Below are 26,965 nucleotides of genomic sequence, written 5' to 3' on the forward strand. Positions count from 1 at the left end.
ATGCGTACCGTTCTGAATATTTTAAACTTTGTACTGGGCGGCTTTGCCACTACGCTGGCCTGGCTGCTGGCGACGCTTGTCAGTATTGTGCTTATTTTTACCCTGCCGTTGACCCGCTCCTGCTGGGAGATAACCAAACTGTCCCTGTTCCCTTACGGTAATGAAGCCATTCACGTTGACGAACTTAATCCGGCGGCGAAAAGCGTATTAATGAATACTGGCGGTACCTTGCTGAATATTTTCTGGTTACTTTTTTTCGGCTGGTGGCTATGCCTGATGCACATTGCCTCCGGTATCGCGCAGTGTGTCACTATCATCGGGATACCTGTCGGTATTGCGAACTTTAAAATTGCCGCGATTGCGCTTTGGCCTGTCGGTCGCCGCGTCGTCTCTGTAGAAACCGCTCGCGCCGCGCGAGAAGCTAACGCGCGCCGCCGTTTTGAATGATCGGGACAAATAGCCTTTATGTTAAGTCCGTTGATTCGCCGTTATACCTGGAACAGTACCTGGCTGTATTACATCCGCATTTTTATCGCTCTGTGCGGCACCACCGCCCTGCCCTGGTGGCTGGGCGACGTCAAACTGACCATCCCGCTCACGCTCGGTATGGTTGCCGCGGCGCTAACCGATCTCGACGATCGCCTTGCCGGACGCTTGCGTAATTTAATCATTACCTTAATTTGCTTTTTTATCGCGTCGGCTTCTGTGGAGCTGCTCTTTCCCTGGCCGTGGCTATTTGCGTTGGGCTTAACGTTATCCACCAGCGGGTTTATTCTGTTGGGAGGACTGGGGCAACGCTATGCCACCATCGCGTTCGGCGCGTTACTCATTGCCATCTATACGATGCTGGGTACCTCTCTATACGATCACTGGTATCAGCAACCACTGCTCCTGCTGGCAGGCGCAGTATGGTATAACCTACTGACGCTAACCGGGCATCTGCTATTTCCGATCCGTCCGTTGCAGGATAATCTGGCACGCAGTTACGAACAGTTAGCGCACTATCTGGAACTGAAATCACGTCTGTTTGATCCTGATATTGAAGATGAAAGCCAGGCGCCGCTCTATGATTTAGCGTTAGCGAACGGGCAGTTAATGGCGACGCTGAACCAAACGAAAGTGTCGTTGTTGACTCGCCTGCGCGGCGATCGCGGTCAACGCGGTACGCGCCGCACCCTCCATTACTATTTTGTGGCGCAGGATATTCATGAACGCGCCAGTTCTTCGCATATTCAATACCAGACGCTGCGCGATTATTTTCGCCATAGCGACGTCATGTTCCGCTTTCAACGTCTGATGTCGATGCAGGCGCAGGCCTGTACGCAGCTGGCGCGCTGTATCTTACTGCGTACGCCGTACCAGCATGATCCGCGTTTTGAACGCGCCTTTACCCACATTGACGCCGCGCTTGAACGTATGCGCGCCAGCGGCGCTTCTTTAGAGCTGTTAAATACGCTTGGGTTCTTATTAACCAACCTACGCGCCATTGATGCGCAACTGGCGACGATCGAGTCGGAGCAGGCCCAGGCAATGCCGCGCAATGAGTCAGAAAACCAGTTGGCTGATGATAGCCTGCACGGGTTTAGCGACATCTGGCTGCGTCTGAGCCGTAATTTTACCCCGGAGTCCGCTCTCTTTCGCCATGCGGTACGCATGTCGCTGGTATTGTGCATCGGTTATGCTCTCATCCAAATTACCGGGATGCGCCACGGGTACTGGATATTGCTCACCAGCCTGTTCGTTTGTCAGCCTAACTATAACGCGACCCGCCATCGCCTTGCGCTCAGGATTATCGGTACGTTGGTAGGCGTTGCGATCGGCCTGCCGATTTTATGGTTTGTTCCTTCGCTTGAAGGACAGTTAGTTCTGCTGGTGATTACCGGCGTGCTTTTCTTCGCATTCCGTAATGTGCAGTATGCCCATGCGACGATGTTCATCACCCTGCTGGTATTACTCTGCTTTAACCTCCTGGGCGAAGGCTTCGAGGTAGCGTTACCGCGCGTCGTCGACACGTTAATTGGCTGCGCTATCGCCTGGGCTGCGGTCAGCTTTATTTGGCCGGACTGGCGCTTTCGCAACCTTCCCCGGGTACTCCAGCGCGCCACCGATGCTAATTGCCGCTACCTTGATGCGATCCTTGAGCAATATCACCAGGGACGGGATAACCGCCTGGCCTATCGCATTGCCAGACGCGACGCGCACAACCGCGATGCAGAACTGGCATCCGTGGTTTCTAATATGTCGAGCGAACCCGACGTCACGGCCGAAACCCGGGAGGCGGCGTTCAGGCTGCTTTGCCTCAATCACACTTTTACCAGCTATATCTCCGCCCTCGGCGCGCACCGCGAAAAGCTCAGTAATCCGGACGTGTTGGGGCTTCTGGATGACGCGGTCTGCTACGTTGATGATGCGCTTCATCATCAACCTGAAGACGAACAGCGCGTACACCAGGCGCTGGAGGGTTTAAAGCAGCGAGTTCAGTCACTGGAAACACGTCCGGACAGCAAAGAACCTCTGGTTGTTCAACAAATTGGTTTGCTCATTGCCTTACTGCCCGAGATTGGACGCTTGCAACGGCAAATTTCACCGCCGACTTCTAGATTAATTACCCAGCCGTAAGCGAATGAGCCCAGTCGGCAAGCTCCTGGCGACGACTCGCCGGGAGCGCCGCTTCATGTACGCCGACAATTGCGCCTTCCAGGGCATACAAAACTTTCACCGTCAGCAAGGGATTGCTTTGTCGCAACCTTAGCCAGCACATTTTCGCGCCCAGTATGCGTAACATATTTTCGTCCTTTATCCCTGACTCATTGAGCAATGTTTCCAGATGGAAGGTCATATTGGGGAGATCTTTGAGTCTGTGCTGTAAAATACGGCTGTGTTTTTCCTTCATTGCCGCGTCAAGAGAATACTTCGATAAACGCACCAGCTGCTGCTGATCGCGCCACAGGCTTTCATCCACCCGGTAATAGTTGAGCATAACGGGACGTCCACACTTCATAAACATGAGCCAGGCGGGAGGATGCTTCACACAGTAGGGTACGCTTTCTTCACAGGCGCGGAGATAAAGCTCGCCATTAGCCACCATCGCAAAGACGGTATCCTCCACGGTCAGACTATAGCTACCGAATAAAGATCGATACTGGATCGTCCCCAAAGAGGCCAAATATTCTTGCGATTTATAGATCCTGGCATAAGAGAGTGCTCTCATAAAATTCCTTTTAAATCATAAAGTAAAAGAATGATTTGCAGTAACGGATCCGTTAATGACGAAAATAGGCAACTTATACTCCGCGAGCAAGATGATTTTTATTTTTGACGCCACTAAGAATAAAAATTGCGAGACAGTTTCCGAAAATAGAGTTGATCTTTCATCGCCACAGGGGTACTGTATGAATATACAGTAACTCACAGGGCTGGATTGATTATGTACACTTCAGGTTATGCAAATCGTTCTTCGTCATTTCCTACCACTACCCACAACGCTGCGCGCACCGCTACGGAAAATGCCGCGGCAGGACTGGTCAGTGAAGTTGTCTACCACGAAGACCAGCCCATGATGGCGCAACTCCTGCTTTTGCCTTTACTCCGTCAGTTAGGCCAACAATCACGCTGGCAGCTCTGGCTCACGCCGCAGCAAAAGCTCAGCCGTGAATGGGTTCAGTCTGCAGGTTTGCCATTAACGAAAGTGATGCAAATTAGCCAGCTTGCGCCTCGTCATACGCTGGAGTCGATGATCCGCGCTTTGCGTACAGGAAATTACAGCGTGGTAATTGGTTGGTTGACTGAAGAACTGACAGAAGAAGAACATGCCAGCCTGGTTGAAGCAGCGAAGGTAGGTAATGCGGTAGGGTTTATCATGCGCCCTGTACGTGCACACGCTTTACCCAGGAGACAGCATTCCGGGCTAAAAATTCACTCTAATTTGTATCATTAAGTAAAATTAGGATTTATCCTGGGCTTTTTTTTACGCGAGCGCATCTCCTTTGAGTGGTAACGTTTTTTTTGCGAGAAAGCTTGCCAGAAGCGGTTTCCGCAATTTTTGCTGTACGATTTATTATCTGAAACTGTTAAATGATGTGTATATCCGTCATGTTTTTTTCACATGTCTGACGGAGTTCACACTTGTAAGTTTCCAACTACGTTGTAGACTTTACATCGCCAGGGGTGCTCAGCATAAGCCGTAGATATCGGTAGAGTAACTATTGAGCAGATCCCCCGGTGAAGGATTTAACCGTGTTATCTCGTTGGAGATATTCATGGCGTATTTTGGATGATAACGAGGCGCAAAAAATGAAAAAGACAGCTATCGCGATTGCAGTGGCACTGGCTGGTTTCGCTACCGTAGCGCAGGCCGCTCCGAAAGATAACACCTGGTACGCTGGTGCTAAACTGGGCTGGTCTCAGTACCATGACACCGGCTTCATTAACAATGATGGCCCGACTCATGAAAACCAACTGGGCGCAGGTGCTTTTGGTGGTTACCAGGTTAACCCGTACGTTGGCTTTGAAATGGGCTACGACTGGTTAGGCCGTATGCCGTACAAAGGCGACAACATCAATGGCGCTTATAAAGCTCAGGGCGTTCAGTTGACCGCTAAACTGGGTTATCCAATCACTGACGATCTGGACGTTTATACCCGTCTGGGTGGTATGGTATGGCGTGCAGACACCAAGTCTAACGTCCCTGGCGGCGCGTCTACTAAAGACCACGACACCGGCGTTTCCCCGGTATTCGCGGGCGGTATCGAGTATGCCATCACCCCTGAAATCGCAACCCGTCTGGAATACCAGTGGACTAACAACATCGGTGATGCCAACACCATCGGCACCCGTCCGGACAACGGCCTGCTGAGCGTAGGTGTTTCCTACCGTTTCGGCCAGCAAGAAGCTGCTCCGGTAGTAGCTCCGGCACCGGCTCCGGCTCCGGAAGTACAGACCAAGCACTTCACTCTGAAGTCTGACGTACTGTTCAACTTCAACAAATCTACCCTGAAGCCGGAAGGCCAGCAGGCTCTGGATCAGCTGTACAGCCAGCTGAGCAACCTGGATCCGAAAGACGGTTCCGTTGTCGTTCTGGGCTTCACTGACCGTATCGGTTCTGACGCTTACAACCAGGGTCTGTCCGAGAAACGTGCTCAGTCTGTTGTTGATTACCTGATCTCCAAAGGTATTCCGTCTGACAAAATCTCCGCACGTGGTATGGGCGAATCTAACCCGGTTACCGGCAACACCTGTGACAACGTGAAACCTCGCGCTGCCCTGATCGATTGCCTGGCTCCGGATCGTCGCGTAGAGATCGAAGTTAAAGGCGTTAAAGACGTGGTAACTCAGCCGCAGGCTTAAGTTTCCGTCTGATAAAAAACCCCGCGCCGCGGGGTTTTTTGCTCTGGTCTGGATGACAACGCCTTTCAGCGTTACTTCTTGCCTAATAACGCCTGTAAATCCTGCTTTAACGTGGTCATTTGCGTGGCATATTTCTCTTTATGCTCCGCGTCTTCTATCAGTTGCACTATCGTTTCGGATAATGTTTTACCGCGTCGCTGCGCAAGGCCCGCCAGACGCTGCCAGACCATAAACTCTAAATCGATAGATTTTTTGCGCGTATGCTGATGTTCCGCATTGAAGTGTCGTTTGCGTCTTGCCCGAATGGTTTGTTTCATCCGATTAAGCAAGGCAGGATTCATATGCCTGTCTATCCAGACATTTACCCGCACCGGTTCATTTTCGAGGGCCAACAACAAATTGACGGCTTCCTGGGCAGCACTGGCTTCCACGTAGCGGGTGATCAACTCCCCTTCGCGGTGCTTTTTCACCAGATATTTCCATTTCCAACCGCTTTCAAGATTTTCAAGTTGTTGATATTTCATTGTGATCCCAATGTTACCGTGTAACTGTTATCAGAATATCAGTTTTTTAGCCATCTGAAGAAAAGAATCTCGAACCTGTGAATGGTTACACGTCTTCATATTACTTTGCATTCGCTTTCCGCGTGTGCAGCGTGACGGGTTAGGCTATAATCCCCCCTTTTACAACAGACTAAAAAACCTCAACTTTGACCATTACGAAACTTGCATGGCGTGATCTGGTTCCGGATAGCGAAAGCTATCAGGAGATATTTGCACAGCCACACGCGACTGACGAAAACGACACCTTACTCAGTGATACTCAGCCACGACTGCAATTTGCGCTTGAGCAGCTTATTCAGCCGTGGAGCTCATCCTCTTTTATGCTGACTAAAGCGCCTGAAGAGCAAGAGTATCTCACTTTACTTTCAGATGCCGTCCGCGCTCTGCAAACCGATGCCGGACAATTAACCGGCGGACATTATGATGTTTCCGGGCATACTGTTCATTACCGCGCCGCGCAGAATGCGCAAGACAACTTTGCCACCGTCACACAAGTCGTCAGCGCGGACTGGGTCGAAGCCGAACAGCTCTTTGGTTGCCTACGGCAGTATAACGGCGACATTACCCTGCAGCCGGGACTGGTTCATCAGGCGAACGGCGGCGTGCTGATTATTTCCTTACGAACCCTTCTGGCGCAGCCGTTGCTATGGATGCGTCTGAAAGCCATCGTTAGCCGCGAACGTTTTGACTGGGTGGCCTTTGACGAATCGCGTCCATTGCCGGTCTCCGTGCCATCAATGCCGCTCAAACTGAAGGTGATTCTGGTTGGCGAACGTGAATCACTGGCCGATTTTCAGGAGATGGAACCGGAGCTCGCGGAACAGGCTATCTACAGTGAATTTGAAGACAATTTACAGATAGCGGACGCAGAAGCTATGACCCTGTGGTGTCAATGGGTGACGCGTATCGCTTCACGCGATAATTTGCCTGCCCCGGCGCCGGACGCCTGGCCCGTCCTGATACGCGAGGCTGTGCGCTATACCGGCGAACAGGATACGCTGCCTCTTTGCCCACTGTGGATAGCCCGCCAGTTTAAGGAGGCGTCGCCTTTATGCGAAGGCGATACCTGCGGCGCAGAAGCGCTCAGCCTGATGCTTGCCCGACGCGAATGGCGAGAAGGCTTTCTGGCGGAGCGGATGCAGGATGAGATTCTGCAAGAGCAGATCCTGATTGAAACCGAAGGCGAACGCGTTGGACAAATCAATGCGCTTTCCGTCATTGAGTTTCCCGGGCATCCGCGCGCCTTTGGCGAACCGTCGCGAATTAGCTGTGTTGTGCATATCGGCGATGGCGAATTTAACGATATTGAGCGCAAGGCCGAACTTGGCGGAAATATCCACGCTAAGGGAATGATGATTATGCAGGCCTTCCTGATGTCGGAGTTGCAGCTGGAGCAACAAATTCCCTTCTCTGCCTCGTTAACCTTTGAGCAGTCCTACAGCGAAGTGGATGGCGATAGCGCCTCAATGGCGGAATTATGTGCGCTCATCAGCGCGCTGGCCAATGTGCCAGTGAATCAAAACATTGCGATTACCGGCTCGGTCGATCAGTTTGGTCGCGCGCAACCGGTGGGCGGGCTAAACGAAAAAATTGAAGGTTTCTTCGCCATCTGCGAGCAGCGGGAATTAAACGGTAAACAGGGCGTGATTATCCCTGCCGCCAATGTCCGCCATCTCAGTCTTAAATCTGAACTGCTGCAAGCGGTTAAAGAAGAGAAGTTCACTATCTGGGCGGTAGACGACGTGACCGACGCCTTACCGTTACTGTTAAATCTGGTGTGGGATGGCGAAGGTCAAACGACGTTGATGCAGACTATCCAGGAGCGTATCGCGCAGGCGACGCAACAGGAAGGCCGCCATCGTTTCCCGTGGCCGTTACGTTGGCTGAACGCTTTTATTCCGAACTGATCGGACTTGTTCAGCGTACACGTGTTAGCTATCCTGCGTGCTTCAATAAAATAAGGTTTACATAAAACATGGTAGATAAACGCGAATCCTATACAAAAGAAGACCTTCTTGCCTCTGGTCGTGGTGAACTGTTTGGCGCTAAAGGGCCGCAACTCCCTGCGCCGAACATGCTGATGATGGACCGCGTCGTTAAGATGACCGAAACGGGCGGCAATTTCGACAAAGGCTATGTCGAAGCCGAGCTGGATATCAATCCGGATCTATGGTTCTTCGGATGCCACTTTATCGGCGATCCGGTGATGCCCGGTTGTCTGGGTCTGGATGCTATGTGGCAATTGGTGGGATTCTACCTGGGCTGGTTGGGCGGCGAAGGCAAAGGCCGCGCTCTGGGCGTGGGCGAAGTGAAATTTACCGGCCAGGTTCTGCCAACAGCCAGGAAAGTCACCTATCGCATTCATTTCAAACGTATCGTAAACCGTCGCCTGATCATGGGCCTGGCGGACGGTGAGGTTCTGGTGGATGGTCGTCTGATCTATACCGCACACGATTTGAAAGTCGGTTTGTTCCAGGATACTTCCGCGTTCTAAGTGTTGAATTGATATTCCGCGCTATCGGTATCATGCTTGCAAAGCCAATAAAGGCGAAACCTCCGCACTGCGGAGGTTTCTTTTTCTAAAGAGACAGAATCAGGCCATTACCGCCCTGTCCTCCATGGCTTGTCGCCAACCTCCCAACCAGTATGACCGTTGATTCAGCGTCTGATAGGGACACATTTCTTTTGATCGTCCGGCGATGCCGGCCTGATATCCACGTTGATGTGCCCGTTCCAGGCGATCTCGTTTTTGTCTCTTCATGCCTCGTTTCCCTCATATTTGTATCTGGTGGAAAAGAAAACAGTGATTACAAAATGTGCAATCACACTACACGAATACCTCTAAATGGATCGCCCGTCAATGCGCAAAATTCACACCAATGTCATATTTGTGAGCTATACGGTAAATCATTTGTACAAAAAATGTGAGCCAGAACAATTATTTTTCCGGCGTCAAAAATAAAAAAACCGCCTCAGGCGCACGACCTGAAGCGGTTAAATTTACATTACTTTTATCTCAGGGAAGTCGCTTTATCTCATCTGCGATAGCGGCTGCTTCCTGACTCCATGCGCTTGCCAGTACTTTGACCATCTCATCATAGCCATCTTTCTGCTGGCTGGCTTCGATATGGAAAGGCCGCTTAATCAGTTGTCCGTTGTGGTTTAATAGCCACTCCCCGCTGACGATAACTTTACCATCGTAACGTCCATGGAATCCGGTTACGGTAACGTTTAACGTATCCTGGGTGGTTCCCAACGGCTGGGAAGCGACGACCCAGCCAGGAAGCCGGGCGCTAAGATTCGCCACCAGCGTGTTACGTAATTGCTGGTCCAGCGGGCTGGCCCACAGATTGTTATTGGCAATCACATACTGGACATCACTGGTTTGATACACCACACCGTTACCTGCCAGATAGTCAGGTACGGAAACCTGCTCTACCCATAAGAGACGGTTGCCCTGGCTTGCGGTGCTTTGCACACCGCTTTGCGCTATCGGGAGCTGATAATAGCTTTTATTCTCTCCGCCGGAGCTACATGACGCCAGCCAGAACGCCATTATCACGACTAGCCATTTTTTCATTGTTTCGCCCTCTTAGGCTCAGGATCTTTTTTATCCTTCGCTTCAAATACCAGCGCGTTGCTCTTCTCGTTCAGAGTTTTCAACACCGGTTGTAACTCACGAAGCACCTGATCGAGACGCTGCATATCCGCCACCATTTTGTTATACGCCGCCGATCCAGGCTGGAAACCTTGCATACTGCGGTTAAGTTCGCGTAACGTCGTTTGCATATCCGCCGGAAGCTGCTGCATCGACTGACTGGAGGTAATCTTGTTCATATTATCCAGCGTGGTTTGCAGCCGACGCATAGTACGCTGGCTTTCAGACAGCGTATTGGTCGCTTGTTCGATCATCGGATTCAGCGGCAGGTTGTTGATCTTATCCAGCGTTTCCACCAGTCGCTGTTGAATTTGCGCCAGGCCGCTGCTGACGGTGGGAATAATTTCATAACCATCAAATTCACGTAGCCCGGTAATCGGCGGCTCTTTAGGATAAAAATCCAGATCGACATACAGCGCCCCGGTCACCAGGTTACCGGTTTTAAGCGAAGCGCGTAAACCGCGCTTAAGCAGTTCCGTCAAATGCGCGCCAACATCCGCATTTTCTCCCAGTTGCGCTTTCAGACGCTCCGGTTCAATGCGCACCAGCACAGGAATACGGTAATCGTCGTTAAACACCTGACGCATATTAGACGCAAAGAAAGGCACTTTGCTTACCGTCCCCAGACGAATACCGCGGAACTCCAGCGGCGCGCCGGGTTGTAATCCGCGCACCGAATCTTTAAAGAACATCAGGTAATCGATATGATCGGTGTACAGCGAATCCTGAATACTTTTTTGATCGTCGTAGAGGTTAAACGCCGTTTTTTCGGCGACGGGTTGCCCCTGCTCAAGTCCTTCCGGCACATCAAAACTCACGCCGCCGCCAAACAACGTCGTCAACGATCCCATTTCCACGCGCATTCCCGCCGATGTCAGATCCACAGCGATACCGCTATCTTTCCAGAATCGGACATTACTGGTGACCAACCGATCGTTTGGCGCCTTAATGAACAACTGATAACTCATTGTCCGTTTTTGCGGATCGAAAGAGCTGGTTTCAACGGACCCTACCCGATAGCCCCGGAACAGAACGGGATCGCCGGGACTGAGTTGACCGGCCTTTTTGCTGTCCAGAATCACACGAATACCTTTGGCATCAGGCGGTGCCAACGGCGGTGAGTCAAGAAGCTGATAGCTTTCTGGCTGGCTGCCCTTATTCCCTGGTTGTAGTTCAATATATGCGCCTGATAACAGCGTCCCAAGCCCGCTGATGCCTTCACGCCCCACCTGCGGTTTTACGACCCAAAATACCGAGTCTTTATGCAGCAATTTTTCCATACCGGAATGAAGCCGCGCTTTGATTTGTACATGGGTCAGATCGTCAGTCAGCGTCGCGCTTTCAACCACGCCGACATCCACGCTGCGACTTTTGATCGTCGTTTTTCCGCCTTCAATGCCTTCCGCATTGGTGGTGATTAAGGTAACTTCCGGTCCCTGGTGGCTGTAGTGATAAAACAGAATCCAGGCTCCGATAAGCGCAGTAACAATCGGGAATATCCAGACAGGCGACCAATTTTTCACCTTTTGTACTTTGGCTTCCCCTTTTTTAGGTTCCATGCTATCAGGACTCCTCATGGCCTGGTTCGTATTCACGATCCCACGACAGACGCGGATCAAAGGTCATCGCAGAAAACATTGTCATTATGACGACTAAAGCAAACATCAACGCACCCATCGCAGGATAAATATTCATTAACCCTCCCATGCGCACCAGCGCAGAGAGTACGGCAATGACAAAGACATCAATCATTGACCAGCGCCCCACAAACTCCACTACTTCATAAATAAAATGCATCCGTTCACTGTCGCGCTTACCGTGGCCTTTCGCATCCCAACAAAGCCAGGCAATGGCGATCATTTTTAGCGTCGGCACCATAATACTGGCGAGAAAGATAACCGCCGCCACCGGATAAGACCCCTCGCTCCACAGCAAAATCACGCCAGCCAGAATGGTCGACGGCATTTTCGAGCCCAGTAAGTCGGTAATCATAATCGGCAAAATATTGGCGGGCAGATAAAGCATGATCGAGGTAAATAATAACGCCAGCGTCCACTGCAAACTGTTTTTACGCCGGACATAGCCTTTCGTATGGCAACGCGGACAGACGAGACTCTCCGCAGGCAGGATCGCCGTGCAGCAGGCGCAAGAACGCAAAGACTGCCGGATACCGGTAATCCCCGGCGTTAACGGCTGCGCCAGTGCAGGCTGCGGGGCGATATCATCCCACAACCAGCGGCGATCGACACACTGGAACGCCCGCAGTTGAACGAGACAAAATAAGCACCAGGGAATAAAGCTGCTGCCGATGCCGATATCGCCGTAGGCCATCAGCTTAACAAAACTGACCAACACCCCGGCGAGAAATATTTCCGCCATTCCCCACGATTTGAGGAGGAAAAAAATCCTTGCCAGCGTTTTTTTTACCGACAACGGCAGATTGGCGCGGTTGACAAGTAATATAATGGTCACCAGGCAAAATGCCGGCACCAGTTGGACAAATAATAAAAAGAACGTGCCGAGGCTGGCGTAATCTTCAGAAAACATGACGCCGGGGATTTCCAGAAGCGTGACTTCGCTGGTGACGCCCGCGACATTCATATTCACGAAGGGAAAAAGGTTAGAAAGCAGCAACATAAATAGTGCCGCTAACGCATAGGCTGTAGGACGCTGCCGGGGCGCGTCCCACTCGGTCGTTAACGTTGCGCCGCATCGTGGACATGCTGCTTTTTGCCCATGCGAGAGGCGGGGTAAAGCCACCAGCATGTCGCATTGCGAGCACAATATGTGCTTCGCAGCATGGTGATGTTCACACATAGGAGCTCCTTTCGTTATGCCCCGTTTTTCAGACCTTCAAGATACTCCCAACGTTCGAAGGCTTGCTCAAGTTCTTGCTCCGCCTGACTTAAATCGGCCAGAACTTTTTGCGTTTGCTCATGGGGTTGGCTAAAAAAGGCCGCATCCGCAACCTGCGCCTGTAGCGCTTCCAGCTTCGCTTCCAGGTCTTCAAGCTGACCGGGTAACTGCTCCAGCTCGCGCTGCAGTTTATAGCTTAGTTTGCTACTGCCACGTTTTACAATTTCTGCTTTAGGGGCAATAACTTCCTCATTTTTTTTCGCCATCGGCTGTTTCGTCGCCAGATGCTGCTCTTGCTGCGCGCGCGCATCATGGTAGCCGCCGATATAACGTCCGATTTTGCCGCCGCCCTCGAAAATCCAGCATTCCGTCACGGTATTATCGACAAATTGCCGATCGTGGCTGACCAGTAGTACCGTGCCCTGATAGCCATCAATTAATTCTTCTAATAGTTCCAGCGTTTCGACGTCAAGATCGTTCGTTGGTTCATCGAGAATTAAAAGATTGCTCGGCTTGAGGAACAGTCGTGCCAGCAGCAGACGGTTACGTTCGCCGCCGGAAAGCGCGCGAACGGGTGTCATCGCCCGTTTGGGGTGAAACAGGAAGTCCTGCAAATAGCCCAGTACATGGCGCGGCTTACCGTTTACCATCACCTCTTGCTTGCCTTCCGCAAGGTTATCCATCACGGTTTTTTCCGGGTCCAGTTCGGCGCGATGCTGATCGAAGTAGGCGACTTCCAGCTTCGTTCCTACGTGGATGCGCCCGCTGTCAACCTGAAGCTGTCCCAGCATCAGTTTCAGTAGCGTGGTTTTACCGCAGCCGTTCGGGCCAATTAACGCAATCTTGTCGCCGCGCTGCACCTGAGCGGAGAAATCTTTTACCAGTTGTTTTCCTTCTACCTGGTAATCGACGTTTTCCATCTCAAAAACGATTTTACCGGAGCGCGTCGCCTCTTCGACCTGCATCTTCGCCGTGCCCATCACTTCCCGACGCTCGCTGCGTTCACGACGCATCGCTTTTAACGCCCGCACGCGCCCTTCATTACGGGTGCGGCGCGCCTTGATACCCTGGCGAATCCAGACTTCTTCCTGCGCCAGTTTGCGATCAAATTCCGCGTTTTGTAATTCTTCTACGCGCAGCGCTTCTTCTTTCTCCAGCAGGTATTGATCGTAATTTCCCGGATAGGTGACCAGTTTGCCACGATCGAGATCGACAATGCGGGTCGCCATATTGCGAATAAACGAACGATCGTGAGAGATAAAAATAATCGTTCCGTTAAAGGTTTTCAGAAACCCTTCCAGCCAGTCGATAGTTTCGATATCCAGATGGTTAGTCGGTTCATCCAGTAACAATACGCGCGGATTGCTGACCAGCGCCCGACCCAGCGCGGCTTTACGCAGCCAGCCGCCGGAGAGCGACGACAGCGCGGCGTTAGGATCGAGTCCAAGCTGCGCCAGCACTTCATTAATACGGTTTTCCAGCTGCCACAGATTATGATGATCGAGCTGTTCCTGTACACGCGCCATTTCATTGAGGTTTTTCTCGCTGGGATCGGTCATCACCAAACGGGAAATCTCATGATAACGCTTGAGGTATTCCGCTTGTTCTTCGATACCTTCGGCGACAAAGTCATAGACGCTGCCCGCAATATTACGTGGCGGGTCCTGTTGCAGACGCGCGACGATCAGATCCTGCTCATAAATAATACGCCCATCGTCCAGACCCTGTTCGCGGTTAAGAATCTTCATCAAGGTGGATTTCCCGGCGCCGTTACGCCCCACCAGACAGACGCGTTCGTTATCTTCGATATGCAACTCTGCGTTATCGAGAAGCGGCGCGTCGCTGAACGACAGCCATGCGCCATGCATACTGATTAATGACATTTACTTTTCCTTTCAGGCGGCGCGGATCAGCCAGCAGTTATGGATCTGACGGTTACGGGCAAAATCCGGGGAGAGCGTTTTTTGCGTAATTTCTTGTGCTGCAAGCCCCAGTTCCGCCAAACCTTCCAGATCCATACGGAATCCGCGCTTATTATTTGAGAACATGATGGTGCCGCCTTTACGCAGCAGGCGTTTTAAATCTTTCATTAACGCGACATGATCGCGCTGAACATCAAACGACTCTTCCATACGTTTTGAGTTAGAGAACGTCGGTGGATCGATAAAGATCAAATCGAACTGTTCATTCGCCTCGCGCAGCCAGCCCAGGCAGTCGGCCTGAATCAGGCGATGCGCGCGGCCGCTCAGTCCGTTCAGACGCAAATTACGTTCGGCCCACTCCAGATAGGTGCGGGACATATCTACCGTTGTGGTGCTGCGCGCGCCGCCCAGACCTGCATGTACGCTGGCGCTGCCGGTATAAGAAAAGAGATTCAGGAAATCTTTGCCTTTGCTCATTTCTCCCAGCATCCTGCGGGCAATACGGTGATCGAGGAACAGACCGGTGTCGAGATAATCCGTCAGATTTACCCATAAGCGCGCATTATATTCGCTGACCTCAAGGAACTCGCCCTTCTCGCTCATTTTCTGATACTGGTTTTTTCCTTTTTGCCGTTCGCGGGTTTTTAACACCAGTTTATTCGGCGGAATACCGAGCACTGACAAGGTTGCCGCAATAATATCGAACAGACGCTGCCGCGCTTTTTGCGCATCCACCGTTTTCGGTGGCGCATATTCCTGAATCACCGCCCAGTCGCCGTAACGGTCTACCGCCACGTTATATTCCGGCAGGTCGGCATCATACAAGCGATAGCATTCAATCCCTTCCTGGCGCGCCCATTTCTCCAGCTTTTTAATATTTTTACGCAGGCGATTAGCGTAATCTTCCGCCACCGTCGCCGGCTTACTGTCCGCCGTGGTTTCCGCAATATGATAGTTTTTCTGCACGCAGTCCAGCGGGCCATTCTTGGCTTTAAACTGTTTGTCGGCACGCAATTGCAGGCTGCCCAGCAAATCGGGCGAAGCGCTGAACAGCGACAGGTTCCAGCCGCCAAACTGATTTTTCATGGTACGGCCCAGCAGGCTGTGCAACGCAATCAGCGCCGGTTCGCTGTCCAGACGTTCGCCGTAAGGCGGGTTACTGATCACCGTACCATACGGGCCTTTCGGCAATGGATTACTCAGTTGCGCCACATCTTTCACTTCAAAGGTGATAAGCTCCCCGATACCGGCGCGACGGGCGTTGCTGCGCGCCCGCTCAATGACGCGCGCATCGCTGTCGGAACCGTAGAAATGAGAGGAATACTCCGCCAGCCCCTTACGCGCCCGGGTCTGCGCTTCGGCTTTCACTTCCTGCCAGATAGTTTCGTCATGCTGTGCCCAGCCGCTAAATCCCCAGTGACCACGGTGCAGGCCCGGCGCGCGATCGGTCGCCCACATCGCGGCCTCAATCAACAGTGTCCCCGAACCACACATAGGGTCGAGTAGCGGCGTACCGGGTTGCCAGCCGGAACGCATAACAATCGCTGCCGCCAGCGTCTCTTTAATTGGCGCCAGCCCGGTGCGATCGCGATAACCGCGCAGGTGCAGGCCATCACCACTGAGATCCAGCGCAATGCTGGCAGTTTCTTTATTCAGCCAGACGTTAATACGGAGGTCCGGCGATTCGCGGTCCACATTTGGACGCGGAAGATTTTTCCGCGTAAATGCATCGACAATCGCGTCTTTAACTTTCATCGCGCCATACTGACTATTACGGATGGTGTCGTTCAGGCCGCTGAAATGCACCGCAAACGTCGCGCCAGGATTAAAAATCTCTGTCCAGTTTATCGCCTGAACGCCGAGGTAAAGATCGAGATCGCTGTAGACCTTGCACTCACCCATCGGCAGGATAATACGCGAGGCCAGGCGGCTCCACATCAGGCTCTGGTAAATAAGCCGCGTGTCGCCCTGAAAATGGACCCCACCCTGAACAACCTGACACCCTACGGCGCCCAGTTTTTCCAGTTCAGTTTTTAACAGCTCTTCCAGCCCGCGGGCCGTACTGGCAAACAGAGAATTCATATTGTCACTTTTACGCTAAGAAAATTGTTGCGCATTATAGCTAATCTCACGCCCATGTCATAAAGTTGAAGGCTTATTTTCATTTGAGGGACTGTACGGTGGCGACGTTATCACGGCTCTTTATTCATCCGGTCAAATCCATGCGCGGCATTGGTCTGACTCATGCGCTGGCAGATATCAGCGGCCTGGCTTTTGATCGCATCTTCATGATAACCGAGCCTGACGGCACATTTATCACCGCCCGCCAGTTTCCACAAATGGTACGTTTTACCCCCTCTCCCTTACACGACGGCCTCCATTTGACCGCGCCAGACGGCAGTAGCGCGCTGGTTCGCTTTACGGATTTCACCCCGCAGGATGCGCCGACCGAGGTCTGGGGAAACCATTTTACCGCTCGCGTCGCCCCGACGGCGATTAATCAATGGTTGAGCGGCTTTTTCTCCCGCGATGTCCAGTTGCGCTGGGTTGGGCCGCAATTGACGCGCCGGGTTAAACGGCATAACGCGGTGCCGCTGGGATTTGCCGATGGCTACCCGTATTTATTGACCAACGAAGCCTCGCTGCGCGATCTGCAACAGCGTTGTCCGGCAGGCGTACAAATGGAACAATTTCGCCCAAACTTAGTGGTTTCCGGCGTAGCGGCCTGGGAGGAAGATAGCTGGAAAGTGCTTCGCATTGGCGATGTGATTTTTGACGTCGTGAAGCCCTGTAGCCGCTGTATTTTTACGACCGTCAGCCCTGAAAAGGGGCAAAAACATCCTTCCGGCGAACCGCTGGCGACACTGCAAGCTTTTCGTACCGCCCAGGACAATGGCGATGTGGATTTCGGTCAGAATCTGATTGCCCGCAATAGCGGCGTCATTCGCGTCGGCGATGAAGTGGAGATTCTGGCGACAGCCCCGGCAAAAGCTTATGGCGCCACAACGGTCGACGACAGCGTTACGTCAGATAAACACCCGGACGCGAGTGTAACCATCGACTGGCAGGGGCAAACCTTCTGCGGGAATAATCAACAGGTACTACTGGAACAGTTGGAGAATCAGGGAATTCGTATTCCGTATTCTTGCCGGGCAGGTATCTGTGGTTGCTGCCGGATACGTTTGCTGGAAGGCGAAGTAAGTCCGCTGAAAAAATCGGCTATGGGTGACGATGGTACGATTCTGAGCTGTAGCTGCGTGCCTAAGACCGCGTTACGACTGGAAAATTAAACCGCTTGTTCAAGGCTGAAACTGTGACAGTGAACCTGCGGTTTCAGCCTGTCGTTCATAATTTTAATCGCATCGCCAAGCTGCATGGTTCGGCCTGCTATCACCACGCCCGGCTGTGCCAGCAGACACAACGCGGCATTTTCTCCCGGCTCAACGACCAGCAAATTAACCTGTTCCGCAGTATCGCTTAACCAGACGCTTGCGGCATCGCCCATTCCCGGGGTCCACATTTCGCCATGCGCCACAAAATGCCAGCTTTTTGGCATCTGCGGTTTGAGATAGCGAATCGCCACCAGCGCATTCAACACCAGCTCCGCGCGTTGCTCTTTGGTTAATTCGAAATCCCGGCATTTTTCTTCAAAGGAAAAATAGAGCGCGGCATCATCCACACAAAAACCGGTCGGGCAAAACGCGTCCGGCGTAAGCATTTTACGAGAGAAGCGCGAGCGAAAAAGCATACCATTGGCGAGATCGAGCATCATACGATCGTGCTCTTCATCATAATACCAGCGCCAGTTATCGTCAGGTTTAATTCGCATTACCTCTCTCCCGCTTTTAAGCAACTCGTAACAGCATTGTCCTTTCGCCGCTTCGTTTATTACCCCAATAATAAAAGCCTAAAATGTCTAAATAAGCAACAGTGGAGAAATATAAAACAACCAGCGCCGGAAATAAAGCCCTGGTTGTCTGATAAAGGGTAAAGTTTAGATATGCGTTACGATTTCTTTAATCAATGGCGGGCCTTTAAAAATAAAGCCGGAATAAATTTGTACCAGCGTAGCTCCTGCCGCTATCTTCTCGCGCGCGGCGATAACTGAGTCAATGCCGCCGACGCCGATAATAGGCAATTGTCCTTTTAATTCCAGGGATAAACGGCGAATAATTTCTGTGCTTTTTAATTGTAATGGCCGGCCACTTAATCCCCCCGTTTGCTGGCAATTTTTCATTCCTTGTACCAGAGAACGATCGAGGGTGGTATTTGTCGCAATCACCCCATCAATATTATGACGAAGCAGGCTATCGGCAACCTGGATCAATTCTTCTTCACAAAGATCCGGCGCGATCTTTACTGCCACCGGCACATATTTATGGTGGATCGCCTGAAGATCGTTTTGCTTATTTTTAATGGCAGTTAACAGATCGTCCAGCGCATCGCCATACTGGAGCGTACGTAGCCCTGGCGTATTCGGCGAAGAAATATTAATGGCGATATAACCCGCATAAGCATAAACTTTTTCCATACAAATCAGGTAGTCATCTTTGCCATTTTCGACAGGCGTATCTTTATTTTTACCGATGTTAATTCCCAGAATGCCATCAAAATGGGCTTTTTTAACATTCTCGACCAGGTTATCGACGCCCAGATTATTAAAGCCCATCCGATTGATCAGACCTTCAGCATCCACCAGACGAAAAAGACGCGGCTTATCGTTACCCGGCTGTGGGCGCGGCGTCACGGTGCCGATTTCCAGGGAGCCAAACCCCATCGCGCCTAACGCGTCGATGCACTCCCCGTCTTTATCCAGACCGGCAGCCAGCCCCAGTGGATTTTTAAAGGTAAGTCCCATGCAGGTAACGGGTTTTGTCGGTACTTTCTGGCGCACCAGCGCTTCCAGCGGCGTACCTGTAATGCGGCGTAATTGTTGAAATGTAAATTCATGAGCGCGCTCTGGATCGAGCTGGAAAAGGGCTTTACGAACGAAGGGATAGTACATGAACTCTCCTGGATTCCCGGTGTGCAAACCGGGGGCGTATTATGGGCGATAACAAAGCAAAAGGGAATTGACCTACGGCAATAAATAGCAATCGTTTTCCTTCATTCTCATTTCACGTTTCGCCAGCGAGCGTCATCGTCCGGCAAAAAAATGCCCGGCAGCGCTAACGCTTACCGGGCATGTCTTACCTCTTTATAACGGATACTGTCAGGCTAACGCTTTAGTTATCTTCTCGTACAGATCGCCGGAAAGATTCTCCAGTCCTTTTAGCTGCTCCAGCGCCGCGCGCATTTTCTCCTGACGCTTATCATCATAACGTTTCAGACGAATCAGCGGTTCAATGAGGCGAGATGCTACCTGCGGGTTACGGCTATTCAGATCGGTCAGCATCTCGACCAGGAACTGGTATCCGCTACCGTCTTGCGCATGGAACGCCGCCGGGTTGCTGCCAGCAAACGCGCCAATTAATGAACGGATGCGGTTCGGGTTGCTCATACTGAAAGAACGGTGTTTGAGCAGGCCGCGTACGGTTTCCAGTACATTTTCCGCCGGGCTTGTGGATTGCAGGATAAACCATTTATCCATTACCAGGCCGTCCTGATGCCACTTATCGTCATACTCCTGCATCAGCGTATCGCGGCACGGCAACTGCGCCGCCACCGCAGCAGACAGGGCCGCCAGCGCATCGGTCATATTATTGGCGTCGCGATACTGTTTGCTGACCAGCGTATTAGCCAGCTCCGTCTCGCCGAACGCCAGGAAGCGCAGGCAAGCATTGCGCAGCGTGCGCTTACCGATATCGCCGTGATCAACACGATACTCATCCAGATGATTGGCGTTATAGATAGCCAGGAACTCATCCGCCAGTTCTGCCGCCAGCGTACGCGTTAGCGCTTCACGAACTTGCGCAATGGCGATCGGGTCAATGACCTCAAACAGCTCCGCAATTTCATTGGCCGAAGGCAGCGTTAAAATTTCTGCGGCCAACGCCGGATCGATTTTCTCATCCAACAGTACTGCGCGGAACGCATCAGCGACATGCACCGGAAGCGATAGCGGTTGCCCCTGCTGATGACGCGCCACATTCAGTTTAATGTATGTGGCCAGCAGGCTTTGCGCCGCATCCCAACGGGAGAAATCATTGCGCGCATGGCGCATCAGGAACGTCAACTGCTGATCGCTCCATTTATATTCCAGTTTCACCGGCGCTGAAAACTCGCACAGCAAGGCCGGAACAGGCTGGAAGTAGACATTATCGAAGGTAAATGTCTGCTCCGCCTGCGTGACGTTCAGCACGGCATTGACCGGATGACCGCCTTTTTGCAACGGAATGACGTTGCCTTCGTTATCGTACAGTTCGATGGCGAATGGAATATGCAGCGGCTGCTTCTCCGCCTGATCCGCCGTCGCCGGAGTACGCTGGCTGATGGTCAACGTGTACTGCTCGGTTTCCGGATTATAATCATCTTTTACCGTTACAATCGGCGTGCCGGACTGACTGTACCAGCGGCGGAAATGGGACAAATCGACATTAGAAGCATCTTCCATCGCCTGTACGAAGTCATCACACGTCGCGGCGCTGCCATCATGGCGCTCAAAATAAAGCTGCATCCCCTTCTGGAAATTTTCCTCACCCAGCAACGTGTGGATCATGCGAATGACTTCCGCACCCTTTTCATAAACGGTGAGGGTGTAGAAGTTATTCATTTCGATTACTTTATCCGGGCGGATAGGATGCGCCATCGGGCTGGCGTCTTCCGCGAATTGTAAACCGCGCATGGTTCGCACGTTACTGATGCGGTTCACCGCGCGTGACCCCAAATCAGAGCTAAACTCCTGATCGCGGAACACGGTTAGCCCCTCTTTCAGGCTCAACTGGAACCAGTCGCGGCAGGTGACGCGGTTGCCGGTCCAGTTGTGGAAATACTCATGACCTATCACGCGCTCAATATCGAGATAATCTTTATCCGTCGCGGTATCGGTTCGCGCCAGCACGTATTTGGAGTTAAAGATATTGAGACCTTTATTCTCCATCGCGCCCATATTAAAGAAATCCACCGCGACAATCATATAGATGTCGAGGTCATATTCGAGCCCAAAACGCGTTTCATCCCATTTCATGGAATTTTTCAGCGAGGTCATTGCCCACGGCGCGCGATCCAGATTGCCACGGTCAACGTACAGTTCTAACGCGACGTCACGCCCGGAGCGGGTGGTAAAGGTATCGCGCAGCACGTCAAAATCACCGGCCACCAGCGCAAACAGATAACACGGTTTCGGGAACGGATCTTGCCACTGAACCCAGTGACGGCCATTCTCCAGTTCACCCTGCGCAACACGGTTGCCATTGGAAAGCAGGAACGGATATTTGCTTTTATCGGCAATAATTTTGGTGGTAAATCGCGCCAGTACGTCCGGGCGGTCAAGATACCAGGTAATATGGCGGAAGCCCTCCGCTTCACACTGGGTACAGAGCGCATCGCCGGACTGGTACAATCCTTCCAGCGCCGTATTCGCCGCCGGACTTATCTCGTTGACAATGCGTAACGTAAAACGCTCTGGCAGGTCGCTGATGATAAGCGCGCCCTCTTCTTCCTTATATGCTGTCCACGGCGCATCGTTGACGTGGATAGATACCAGCGTTAAATCTTCCCCATCAAGGCGAAGAGGCGCATCAGGCGCGCCATGACGAACAGCCTGGCTTATTGCGGTGACCACGGTTTTTTCGGCATCGAGGTCAAAGGCCAAGTCAATATCAGTAATCTGGTAATCCGGCGCGCGATAGTCATGGCGGTATTTGGCTTGTGGCTGTTGTGTCATAAAAAACCTTTCGCATCTTTGTGTAGAGTGTCAACTCCAGTCTATTCCTGTTGCGCAAATCGCGCTACGCAGAATGTTCATCTTTTCAGGCACAAACGGCCTATTTGCTACATTTTTATAACATGGGGCACGAAATGCGCTCGACCCTAAAGACAGCTTATGGTGTGATCGGGGTTCAATAAATCGCTAAACAAGGTATACTCCAGCGGTTTTCTTAGTTGTTTATTGTACTAAACGCTCCCGTGAGAGGACGCTACAGCGCACCTATGACACAATTCGCTTCTCCTGTTCTGCACTCGTTGCTGGATACAGATGCTTATAAGTTGCATATGCAGCAAGCCGTTTTTCACCACTACTATGATGTGCAGGTAGCGGCTGAGTTTCGTTGCCGTGGCGACGACCTGCTGGGTATTTATGCCGATGCTATTCGCGAGCAGGTGGACGCGATGCAGCACCTGCGCCTCCAGGAGGACGAGTTCCAGTGGCTCTCCGGCCTGCCCTTTTTTAAACCGGATTATCTGAACTGGTTACGCGAGTTTCGCTATAACCCAGCTCAAGTCTGTGTCACCAACGATCACGGCAAGCTGAATATTCGCTTAACCGGCCCGTGGCGTGAAGTCATTATGTGGGAAGTGCCGCTGCTGGCCGTGATCAGTGAGCTGGTTCATCACTACCGCTCGCCAAACGCGGGTGTTGATCAGGCGCTCGACGCGCTGGAAAGTAAGCTGGTTGATTTCACTACGTTAACCGCCGATCTCGATATGTCCCGCTTCCACCTGATGGACTTCGGCACCCGCCGCCGTTTCTCTCGTGAAGTGCAGCAGGCGATAGTTAAACGTCTCCAGCAGGAGTCATGGTTCGTCGGCACCAGCAACTATGATCTCGCGCGTCGCCTGGCGCTGACGCCGATGGGCACTCAGGCGCACGAATGGTTCCAGGCGCATCAACAAATCAGTCCGGACCTGGCGACCAGCCAGCGTGCCGCGTTGGCCGCCTGGCTTAACGAATATCCGGACCAGCTTGGTATCGCATTGACAGATTGCATTACAATGGATGCGTTTTTACGCGATTTCGGCATTGAATTTGCCAGCCGTTATCAGGGGTTACGCCACGACTCAGGAGACCCTGTCGAATGGGGCGAAAAGGCGATTGCCCATTATGAAAAGCTGGGGATTGATCCGCTGACAAAAACGCTGGTCTTTTCAGATAACCTTGATCTGCAAAAGGCGGTCGAGCTCTATCGCCATTTCGCCTCTCGCGTGCAGTTAAGCTTCGGCATCGGTACCCGCCTGACCTGCGATATCCCTCAGATAAAACCGCTCAATATCGTGATTAAGCTCGTGGAATGTAACGGAAAGCCGGTGGCTAAACTTTCCGACAGCCCCGGTAAAACGATCTGTCATGATAAAGCGTTTGTGCGCGCGCTGCGTAAAGCCTTTGATCTCCCGCAGATCCGCAAAGCCAGTTAATTCTTTCCAGGGAGCCTGCCAGGGCTCCTTTTTCAGGTTTATTTCCGAAATCTTTCACTTCAGCTGCGATTTCTGCTTGTCTGATTGCAGATGCCAGGTAACATAGGAATACCCCCATTTCGGGTGGACAAGTGTTTATTTTTTCCGACTATTAACAGAGAGAATATTATGAGCGTTGTGCCTGTAGCCGACGTACTCCAGGGCCGCGTAGCCGTTGACCAAGAAGTCACCGTGCGCGGATGGGTGCGTACCCGCCGAGATTCAAAAGCTGGCATCTCCTTCCTCGCCGTTTATGACGGCTCCTGCTTTGATCCTGTACAGGCTGTCATTAATAATTCTCTGCCCAATTATAATGAAGAAGTATTACACCTGACGACAGGCTGCTCCGTGGTAGTAACAGGTAAGGTTGCCGCGTCGCCGGGACAGGGGCAAAGTTTCGAAATCCAGGCCACGAAAGTAGAGGTCGCAGGCTGGGTGGAAGATCCGGATACCTACCCGATGGCGGCAAAACGCCATAGCATTGAGTATCTGCGTGAGGTCGCGCATCTGCGCCCGCGCACCAACCTGATTGGCGCGGTAGCGCGCGTCCGCCATACTCTGGCGCAGGCGCTGCATCGCTTCTTCGATGAGCAGGGTTTCTTTTGGGTCTCTACCCCGCTGATTACCGCTTCCGATACCGAAGGCGCTGGCGAAATGTTCCGCGTCTCAACGTTGGATCTGGAAAACCTGCCGCGTAACGACCAGGGCAGAGTAGATTTTGACAAAGACTTTTTTGGCAAAGAGTCATTCCTGACCGTCTCCGGCCAGCTCAACGGTGAAACGTATGCCTGTGCGCTGTCCAAAATCTATACTTTTGGGCCGACCTTCCGCGCGGAAAATTCCAACACCAGCCGTCACCTGGCGGAGTTCTGGATGCTGGAGCCGGAAGTGGCGTTCGCCGATCTGGAAGACAACGCCCGTCTGGCGGAAGCCATGCTGAAATATGTCTTCAACGCGGTTCTGGAAGAGCGTGCGGATGACATGAAGTTCTTTGCCGAACGCGTGGATAAAGACGCTATCGCTCGTCTGGAGCGTTTTGTCTCCACCGACTTCGCTCAGGTGGATTACACCGATGCGGTCGCCATTCTCGAACGCTGTGGTAAGACATTTGAAAACCCGGTGTTCTGGGGCGTCGACCTCTCTTCCGAACACGAACGCTATCTGGCGGAAGAGCATTTCAAAGCGCCGGTAGTGGTGAAAAACTATCCGAAAGAAATTAAAGCGTTTTACATGCGCCTTAACGAAGATGGCAAAACCGTGGCTGCCATGGATGTGCTGGCGCCGGGAATCGGCGAAATCATCGGTGGTTCTCAGCGTGAAGAGCGTCTGGATGTGCTGGATGCCCGTATGGCCGAAATGGGGCTGAATAAAGAGGATTACTGGTGGTATCGCGACTTGCGTCGCTACGGTACTGTACCGCATTCCGGCTTTGGCCTGGGCTTTGAACGCCTTATTGCTTACGTCACTGGTGTGCAAAACGTGCGCGATGTTATTCCGTTCCCACGGACCCCACGCAACGCCAGCTTCTGATTTTTACGTCACACTCAAGGCCAGCTATGCTGGCCTTTTTTTCGCCTGAATGTCAGCTTTATTATCAATAAGTAAATAAATTTAATTACAACCCTCTGAATTACCACATCTTGTTACGGTATATTTCACAAAAATATTTACACATAAAAATTAATCCTTAATTTTATTGCGGATTAGATTTTTCTGTTCTAATAGCACAATTTTTCACCACAATTTCAGACATCAAGACTTCTAAATGGCTATTTTTATGAAATAGCTCGTCTGCTGCTTTTTCAGGCACAACGGTGTCGCAAACCAATAAATGCAATAAAATCATAGTGATAAAATAAAAATGATCAAATCAAAGCGAGAACTCAGGGGAAGTTTGACGTTGTTCACAAAGTTCCGCAAAAATAACATTTATTTACATATTCTTTCTTTTTGAAACTAAATTTTTATATTTGTAGCACTTTCACGGTAGCGAAACGTTAGTTTGAATGGAAAGATGCCTGTCAGACACATAAAGACACCAAACTCTCATCAATATTTCTGTAAATTTTTATTGACGGAATTTATTGACGGCAGTGGCAGGTGTCATATAAAAAAACCAATGAGGGTAATAAATAATGATGAAGCGCAAAATCCTGGCAGCGGTGATCCCTGCCCTGCTGGCTGCTGCAACCGCAAACGCAGCAGAAATTTATAATAAAGATGGTAATAAGCTGGATCTGTACGGTAAAGCCGTGGGTCGTCACGTATGGACAACGACCGGCGATAGCAAAAATGCCGACCAGACTTATGCCCAGATTGGTTTTAAAGGGGAAACGCAGATTAACACCGATCTGACCGGTTTCGGTCAGTGGGAATACCGTACTAAAGCAGACCGCGCTGAAGGCGAACAGCAGAACTCGAATCTGGTCCGTCTGGCCTTCGCGGGTTTGAAATACGCGGAAGTGGGTTCAATCGATTATGGTCGTAACTACGGTATCGTTTACGATGTTGAATCCTATACCGATATGGCCCCCTACTTCTCCGGCGAAACCTGGGGCGGCGCCTATACCGATAACTACATGACCAGCCGTGCTGGCGGTTTGTTGACCTATCGTAACTCTGACTTCTTTGGTCTGGTGGACGGTCTCTCTTTCGGTATCCAGTATCAGGGTAAAAATCAGGACAACCACAGCATTAACTCTCAGAATGGCGATGGCGTAGGTTACACCATGGCATATGAGTTCGACGGCTTTGGCGTCACCGCAGCGTACAGCAACAGCAAACGTACTAACGATCAGCAGGATCGCGATGGTAATGGCGATCGCGCAGAATCGTGGGCCGTTGGCGCGAAATATGATGCAAACAACGTCTACCTGGCTGCCGTATATGCTGAAACCCGCAATATGAGTATTGTTGAAAATACGGTTACCGATACCGTGGAAATGGCAAATAAAACGCAGAACCTGGAAGTGGTCGCTCAGTACCAGTTTGACTTCGGCCTGCGTCCGGCAATCTCGTATGTGCAGAGTAAAGGTAAGCAGTTGAACGGCACCGACGGCTCGGCCGATCTGGCGAAATATATTCAGGCGGGCGCGACTTACTACTTCAACAAAAATATGAACGTATGGGTTGACTACCGTTTCAACCTGCTGGACGAAAACGACTATAGCTCCAGCTACGTTGGCACCGACGATCAGGCGGCTGTCGGTATTACTTACCAGTTCTGATCAGCAGACCCCTTTGTTTTATGCCTCAAAAACAGGACTTCGGTCCTGTTTTTTTATCTC

At 51.6% G+C, this 26,965-nt stretch carries 21 protein-coding genes; 10 read left to right on the forward strand and 11 right to left on the reverse strand.

All coding sequences use genetic code 11. The features are described from left to right. Together ACLD11_RS13920 and yccS are read left to right on the forward strand one after the other, a co-directional pair. The gene (locus tag ACLD11_RS13920) at positions 1-447 is read left to right on the forward strand and encodes a YccF domain-containing protein (RefSeq protein ID WP_001261222.1); all 447 of its coding nucleotides are present in this window, start codon (positions 1-3) and stop codon (positions 445-447) included. 18 nt (positions 448-465) lie between these two features. After that, entirely contained in the window at positions 466-2,619 is a 2,154-nt protein-coding gene (yccS, locus tag ACLD11_RS13925) for a YccS family putative transporter (RefSeq protein ID WP_411015018.1), read from the forward strand. On the opposite strand, the gene ACLD11_RS13930 is transcribed toward yccS, so the two are convergent. Further along, the gene (locus ACLD11_RS13930) at positions 2,606-3,211 is read right to left on the reverse strand and encodes a TfoX/Sxy family DNA transformation protein (RefSeq protein WP_411015019.1); all 606 of its coding nucleotides are present in this window, start codon (positions 3,209-3,211) and stop codon (positions 2,606-2,608) included. The genes yccS and ACLD11_RS13930 overlap by 14 nt on opposite strands. Positions 3,212-3,427: 216 nt before the next feature. On the opposite strand from ACLD11_RS13930, the gene sulA reads away from it, so the two are divergent. Beyond that, on the forward strand, positions 3,428-3,937 hold the full coding sequence (gene sulA / locus ACLD11_RS13935) for an SOS-induced cell division inhibitor SulA (protein ID WP_411015020.1): 510 nt from the start codon (positions 3,428-3,430) through the stop codon (positions 3,935-3,937). A 356-nt stretch (positions 3,938-4,293) separates the two neighbouring features. After that, complete coding sequence (ompA, locus tag ACLD11_RS13940) at positions 4,294-5,346, forward strand: porin OmpA (RefSeq protein WP_023193195.1); 1,053 nt, start codon at positions 4,294-4,296, stop codon at positions 5,344-5,346. 71 nt (positions 5,347-5,417) lie between these two features. Here ompA and matP read toward each other — a convergent pair whose 3' ends face one another. After that, complete coding sequence (gene matP, locus ACLD11_RS13945) at positions 5,418-5,870, reverse strand: macrodomain Ter protein MatP (protein ID WP_000877172.1); 453 nt, start codon at positions 5,868-5,870, stop codon at positions 5,418-5,420. A 185-nt stretch (positions 5,871-6,055) separates the two neighbouring features. Between matP and ACLD11_RS13950 the strand changes: the two genes are divergently transcribed. Together ACLD11_RS13950 and fabA are read left to right on the forward strand one after the other, a co-directional pair. Next, positions 6,056-7,816 (forward strand): Lon protease family protein, encoded by a 1,761-nt coding sequence (locus ACLD11_RS13950; protein ID WP_350389503.1) that lies wholly within the window; start codon positions 6,056-6,058, stop codon positions 7,814-7,816. Positions 7,817-7,884: 68 nt separating this feature from the next. Continuing rightward, positions 7,885-8,403, forward strand: a complete 519-nt coding sequence (gene fabA / locus ACLD11_RS13955) for a bifunctional 3-hydroxydecanoyl-ACP dehydratase/trans-2-decenoyl-ACP isomerase (RefSeq protein WP_000227928.1) — start codon at positions 7,885-7,887, stop codon at positions 8,401-8,403. Positions 8,404-8,502: 99 nt separating this feature from the next. Here fabA and rmf read toward each other — a convergent pair whose 3' ends face one another. From rmf to rlmKL, 6 genes are all read right to left on the reverse strand, one after another. Further along, the gene (gene rmf, locus ACLD11_RS13960; RefSeq protein WP_001537784.1) at positions 8,503-8,670 is read right to left on the reverse strand and encodes a ribosome modulation factor; all 168 of its coding nucleotides are present in this window, start codon (positions 8,668-8,670) and stop codon (positions 8,503-8,505) included. A gap of 255 nt (positions 8,671-8,925) precedes the next feature. After that, positions 8,926-9,489, reverse strand: coding sequence for a membrane integrity-associated transporter subunit PqiC (gene pqiC / locus ACLD11_RS13965; RefSeq protein WP_000759136.1), 564 nt, complete (start codon positions 9,487-9,489; stop codon positions 8,926-8,928). Then, the gene (gene pqiB / locus ACLD11_RS13970; protein WP_150362072.1) at positions 9,486-11,126 is read right to left on the reverse strand and encodes an intermembrane transport protein PqiB; all 1,641 of its coding nucleotides are present in this window, start codon (positions 11,124-11,126) and stop codon (positions 9,486-9,488) included. The genes pqiC and pqiB overlap by 4 nt, the downstream gene beginning before the upstream one ends. 4 nt (positions 11,127-11,130) lie before the next feature. Further along, on the reverse strand, positions 11,131-12,384 hold the full coding sequence (gene pqiA / locus ACLD11_RS13975; protein WP_411015021.1) for a membrane integrity-associated transporter subunit PqiA: 1,254 nt from the start codon (positions 12,382-12,384) through the stop codon (positions 11,131-11,133). 14 nt (positions 12,385-12,398) lie between these two features. Then, the gene (locus tag ACLD11_RS13980) at positions 12,399-14,306 is read right to left on the reverse strand and encodes an ABC transporter ATP-binding protein (RefSeq protein WP_411011852.1); all 1,908 of its coding nucleotides are present in this window, start codon (positions 14,304-14,306) and stop codon (positions 12,399-12,401) included. Between the two features lie 12 nt (positions 14,307-14,318). Then, the gene (gene rlmKL / locus ACLD11_RS13985; RefSeq protein WP_411015022.1) at positions 14,319-16,427 is read right to left on the reverse strand and encodes a bifunctional 23S rRNA (guanine(2069)-N(7))-methyltransferase RlmK/23S rRNA (guanine(2445)-N(2))-methyltransferase RlmL; all 2,109 of its coding nucleotides are present in this window, start codon (positions 16,425-16,427) and stop codon (positions 14,319-14,321) included. 98 nt (positions 16,428-16,525) lie between these two features. Here rlmKL and ACLD11_RS13990 point away from each other — a divergent pair, with 98 nt between their 5' ends. Continuing rightward, entirely contained in the window at positions 16,526-17,635 is a 1,110-nt protein-coding gene (locus tag ACLD11_RS13990) for a YcbX family protein (protein WP_411015023.1), read from the forward strand. Here the strand turns inward: ACLD11_RS13990 and zapC are convergent. The 3 genes from zapC to pepN form a co-directional block, all read right to left on the reverse strand. Next, positions 17,632-18,174 (reverse strand): cell division protein ZapC, encoded by a 543-nt coding sequence (gene zapC, locus ACLD11_RS13995; RefSeq protein WP_411015024.1) that lies wholly within the window; start codon positions 18,172-18,174, stop codon positions 17,632-17,634. The two genes, ACLD11_RS13990 and zapC, sit on opposite strands and share 4 nt — an antisense overlap. A 165-nt stretch (positions 18,175-18,339) precedes the next feature. Beyond that, positions 18,340-19,350 carry a quinone-dependent dihydroorotate dehydrogenase gene (pyrD, locus tag ACLD11_RS14000; RefSeq protein WP_064000557.1) on the reverse strand — a complete coding sequence of 337 codons (1,011 nt, stop codon included), beginning with the start codon at positions 19,348-19,350 and terminating at the stop codon, positions 18,340-18,342. Between the two features lie 207 nt (positions 19,351-19,557). After that, a complete protein-coding gene (gene pepN / locus ACLD11_RS14005; RefSeq protein ID WP_411015025.1) occupies positions 19,558-22,170 on the reverse strand; it encodes an aminopeptidase N in 2,613 nt (870 codons plus the stop codon). 266 nt (positions 22,171-22,436) lie between these two features. Between pepN and pncB the strand changes: the two genes are divergently transcribed. From pncB to ompF, 3 genes are all read left to right on the forward strand, one after another. After that, complete coding sequence (gene pncB / locus ACLD11_RS14010; RefSeq protein ID WP_411011855.1) at positions 22,437-23,639, forward strand: nicotinate phosphoribosyltransferase; 1,203 nt, start codon at positions 22,437-22,439, stop codon at positions 23,637-23,639. A 168-nt stretch (positions 23,640-23,807) separates the two neighbouring features. Beyond that, on the forward strand, positions 23,808-25,208 hold the full coding sequence (gene asnS, locus ACLD11_RS14015) for an asparagine--tRNA ligase (RefSeq protein ID WP_411011856.1): 1,401 nt from the start codon (positions 23,808-23,810) through the stop codon (positions 25,206-25,208). Positions 25,209-25,813: 605 nt separating this feature from the next. Next, positions 25,814-26,905 carry a porin OmpF gene (ompF, locus tag ACLD11_RS14020; RefSeq protein WP_079981435.1) on the forward strand — a complete coding sequence of 364 codons (1,092 nt, stop codon included), beginning with the start codon at positions 25,814-25,816 and terminating at the stop codon, positions 26,903-26,905. The last annotated feature ends 60 nt before the right edge of the window (positions 26,906-26,965 follow it).

This window comes from Salmonella sp. 741265116_PST, assembly GCF_046567715.1.
Taxonomy (GTDB): Bacteria; Pseudomonadota; Gammaproteobacteria; order Enterobacterales; family Enterobacteriaceae; genus Salmonella; species Salmonella enterica.

Bases quoted from the DNA above. Each gene is read 5' to 3' on its own strand.
- ACLD11_RS13920 (WP_001261222.1), top strand. From the start codon at position 1: ATGCGTACCGTTCTGAATATTTTAAACTTTGTACTGGGCGGCTTTGCC.
- matP (WP_000877172.1), bottom strand. From the start codon at position 5,870: ATGAAATATCAACAACTTGAAAATCTTGAAAGCGGTTGGAAATGGAAA.
- zapC (WP_411015024.1), bottom strand. From the start codon at position 18,174: ATGCGAATTAAACCTGACGATAACTGGCGCTGGTATTATGATGAAGAG.
- pncB (WP_411011855.1), top strand. From the start codon at position 22,437: ATGACACAATTCGCTTCTCCTGTTCTGCACTCGTTGCTGGATACAGAT.
- rmf (WP_001537784.1), bottom strand. From the start codon at position 8,670: ATGAAGAGACAAAAACGAGATCGCCTGGAACGGGCACATCAACGTGGA.
- ompA (WP_023193195.1), top strand. From the start codon at position 4,294: ATGAAAAAGACAGCTATCGCGATTGCAGTGGCACTGGCTGGTTTCGCT.
- ACLD11_RS13930 (WP_411015019.1), bottom strand. From the start codon at position 3,211: ATGAGAGCACTCTCTTATGCCAGGATCTATAAATCGCAAGAATATTTG.
- ompF (WP_079981435.1), top strand. From the start codon at position 25,814: ATGATGAAGCGCAAAATCCTGGCAGCGGTGATCCCTGCCCTGCTGGCT.
- asnS (WP_411011856.1), top strand. From the start codon at position 23,808: ATGAGCGTTGTGCCTGTAGCCGACGTACTCCAGGGCCGCGTAGCCGTT.
- pepN (WP_411015025.1), bottom strand. From the start codon at position 22,170: ATGACACAACAGCCACAAGCCAAATACCGCCATGACTATCGCGCGCCG.
- pqiC (WP_000759136.1), bottom strand. From the start codon at position 9,489: ATGAAAAAATGGCTAGTCGTGATAATGGCGTTCTGGCTGGCGTCATGT.
- pqiB (WP_150362072.1), bottom strand. From the start codon at position 11,126: ATGGAACCTAAAAAAGGGGAAGCCAAAGTACAAAAGGTGAAAAATTGG.
- pyrD (WP_064000557.1), bottom strand. From the start codon at position 19,350: ATGTACTATCCCTTCGTTCGTAAAGCCCTTTTCCAGCTCGATCCAGAG.
- rlmKL (WP_411015022.1), bottom strand. From the start codon at position 16,427: ATGAATTCTCTGTTTGCCAGTACGGCCCGCGGGCTGGAAGAGCTGTTA.
- ACLD11_RS13980 (WP_411011852.1), bottom strand. From the start codon at position 14,306: ATGTCATTAATCAGTATGCATGGCGCATGGCTGTCGTTCAGCGACGCG.
- fabA (WP_000227928.1), top strand. From the start codon at position 7,885: ATGGTAGATAAACGCGAATCCTATACAAAAGAAGACCTTCTTGCCTCT.
- yccS (WP_411015018.1), top strand. From the start codon at position 466: ATGTTAAGTCCGTTGATTCGCCGTTATACCTGGAACAGTACCTGGCTG.
- pqiA (WP_411015021.1), bottom strand. From the start codon at position 12,384: ATGTGTGAACATCACCATGCTGCGAAGCACATATTGTGCTCGCAATGC.
- sulA (WP_411015020.1), top strand. From the start codon at position 3,428: ATGTACACTTCAGGTTATGCAAATCGTTCTTCGTCATTTCCTACCACT.